The 2783-nt window shown below is 61.9% G+C and carries 2 protein-coding genes; both read left to right on the forward strand.

What is annotated here, in order from left to right:
- Positions 1 to 178: 178 nt before the first annotated feature.
- On the forward strand, positions 179 to 1756 hold the full coding sequence (locus WMK75_RS18905; protein WP_347269119.1) for a recombinase family protein: 1578 nt from the start codon (positions 179 to 181) through the stop codon (positions 1754 to 1756).
- Entirely contained in the window at positions 1750 to 2643 is an 894-nt protein-coding gene (locus WMK75_RS18910) for a plasmid partitioning protein RepB C-terminal domain-containing protein (RefSeq protein ID WP_347269120.1), read from the forward strand. The genes WMK75_RS18905 and WMK75_RS18910 overlap by 7 nt, the downstream gene beginning before the upstream one ends.
- The last annotated feature ends 140 nt before the right edge of the window (positions 2644 to 2783 follow it).

Here is a 2783-nt window from a genome sequence, read left to right on the forward strand (position 1 = left end):
GGTGCACAGTTGTGCCCATTTTCGGCACAGATGTGCCCATCTTGATCCGCATCGCGGCGTCCTCCTCCGGTAAACCTTTGGGGAAGACAACACAGCGGCAGATTCCATTTTGCGCCCCAGCCAATACCCCGGGTCCGACTAGACGGAGACGCCTGCATGAACTGATCTGGAGACGGGAATGGCAGGCAGAGAGCCGCCCTCAACAAAAGAACCGGCGAACTCCCCGCCAAAGCGCCGTGCGGCCGAATATGTCCGCATGTCCACGGACCATCAGAAATACTCGACGGAAAACCAGTCGGATGCGATCCGCAAATACGCGGAGGAACGCGGCTTTGAACTGGTCCGTTCCTATGCTGATGCCGGAAAGAGCGGGCTGAGGATCGAGGGGCGCGAAGCCTTACAACAGCTGATCCAGGATGTGCAGGACGGCACAGCGGATTTCGAGGTGATCCTTGTCTATGACGTCAGCCGATGGGGGCGGTTTCAGGATGCCGATGAATCCGCCTATTACGAATACATCTGCCGTCGCGCAAACAAGCAAGTCGAGTATTGCGCCGAGCAATTCGAAAACGACGGCGGCCCGGTTGCCACGATCGTCAAGAGCGTCAAGCGCGCGATGGCCGGGGAATACAGCCGGGAACTTTCCAACAAGGTCTTCATCGGACAGTGCCGCCTGATCGAACGCGGCTTCCGTCAGGGCGGTGCGGCGGGTTTTGGCCTTCGTCGGGTTCTGCTTGACGAACGCGGCGAGGTGAAGGCCGAGCTGAAGCGTGGTGAGCACAAGAGCTTGCAGACAGACCGGGTGATCCTAGTGCCCGGGCCCGAAGCAGAGGTGAAAACCGTCCGCTGGATCTACAGCCGTTTCCTGAAACACGGCCGTTCGGAAAGCGAAATCGCCGCCGAACTTAACGAGCGCGGGATCCTGACCGATCTTGGCCGGATGTGGACCCGCGCAACCGTGCAGCAGATCCTGACCAACGAGAAATACATCGGCAACAACGTCTACAACCGGCGCTCCTTCAAGCTGAAGCAGAAGCGGGTCGCGAATGGCCCCGAGATGTGGATCCGGTCGGAAGGGGCGTTCGATGCCATCGTCGAGCCGAAACAGTTTCAGAAGGTGCAGGCGATCATCGCCGCCCGCAACCGCCGATTCTCGGACGAGGAGATGCTGGAGCGCCTGACCCGGCTGTTCCAGCGCCACGGCTACATATCCGGTCTGGTGATCGACGAGGCCGACGGAATGCCGTCCAGCGGCGCCTATGCCCACCGGTTCGGCAGCCTGATCCGGGCTTACTCCCTTGTCGGCTTCACCCCGGACCGGAACTACCACTACATCGAAGTGAACCGCCTGCTGCGGCTGTTCCATGGGGACGAGGTCCAGCGCGTAATCCGCGAGATCGCCCGGCTCGGCGGAACCGTGGCGCGCAATCCGGCGACCGACCTGCTGACGATCAATGGCGAATTCACCGCCTCCGTCGTCGTCGCCCGCTGCCGCGAAACCTCCACGGGCGGCTTGCGCTGGAAAATCCGCTTCGACACCGGCCTCGCGCCCGACATCACCATTGCCGTCCGGATGGACCGCACCAACACCGCCGCGCTCGATTTTTATCTGCTGCCCCAATTCGAGATGCGGACAAAACCCTTGGGGCTTGCCGAGGAGAATGGCCTGATGCTGGACGCTTTCCGATTTGAAACGCTGGATTTCTTCTTCGACATGGCCCGCCGCGTGCCGGTTTCCGAGGTGGCGCCATGGTGAGCGAAGTCGAGATGCGGGACGAAGTGCAGATGATCCCGATTTCCGCCATCACCGTGGAAAATCCGCGGGAACGCTCGGAAAAGACCTTTCGCGCGCTCGTGGACAGTATCGGCAAGGTCGGGCTGAAAAAGCCGATCACCGTCGCCCGGGTCGATGAAGGGGCGGGAGTGTCCTATCGTCTGGTCTGCGGTCAGGGTCGGATGGAGGCTTATGTCGCCCTTGGGGAAACCCACATCCCGGCCATCGTCGTGGATGCGAGCGAGGCCGAGCGCCTTCTGCGCAGCGTGATCGAGAATATCGCCCGCCGCCAGCAGCGGCCGCTCGAACTGTTGCAGGACATCGCCATCCTGCGCGACCGGGGATATTCAGACCATCAGATCGCCGACAAGACGGGGCTTTCCCTCGCCTATGTTCATGAAATCGGCGAGTTGATCGCCAACGGTGAGGAACGCCTGCTGATCGCGGTCGAGACCGGGCAGATGCCGCTCAGCGTCGCGCTCTACATCACGCGGGCCGAGGAGAAGGACGTGCAGAAGGCGCTCGAGGCTGCTTATGCCTCCGGTGAACTGCGCGGAAAGAAACTGCTGGAGGCGCGGCGGCTGGTTGAGTTGCGCCAGCGCCACGGCAAGCAGCGAGGTGGTGCGCGCAACAAACAGCCACGAGCGCGAATGACATCTGCCGCGCTGGTCAAAGCCTATCGCGCCGAGGCCGAGCGACAGCAGGACATGGTCCGCAGGGCGCAGTCGACGCGCAGCAGCCTCCTGTTTCTCGATGCGGCATTTCAGTCTCTGCTGAAGGACGAGAACTTCTTGACGCTGCTCCGTGCCGAGGGCCTCGACAGCCTGCCGCGCATGATCGTCGATGGCCTTCAGGAGCCAAGATCATGACACAGGCAGGGAAAATGCCTCCGCCGAAGAGCCCGGGATTCGAGGCGAACCTGCGCACGATCCAGATCGACGCGATCCTGCCGGTCAAGCAACTGCCGGCCACAGCGCCCAAGAGCCAGAAGTATGGACAGATCGCCGCG

This window comes from Paracoccus sp. (in: a-proteobacteria) (assembly GCF_039808215.1).
In the GTDB taxonomy this organism is placed as follows: Bacteria; Pseudomonadota; Alphaproteobacteria; order Rhodobacterales; family Rhodobacteraceae; genus Paracoccus.

Bases quoted from the DNA above. Each gene is read 5' to 3' on its own strand.
- WMK75_RS18910 (WP_347269120.1), top strand. From the start codon at position 1,750: ATGGTGAGCGAAGTCGAGATGCGGGACGAAGTGCAGATGATCCCGATT.
- WMK75_RS18905 (WP_347269119.1), top strand. From the start codon at position 179: ATGGCAGGCAGAGAGCCGCCCTCAACAAAAGAACCGGCGAACTCCCCG.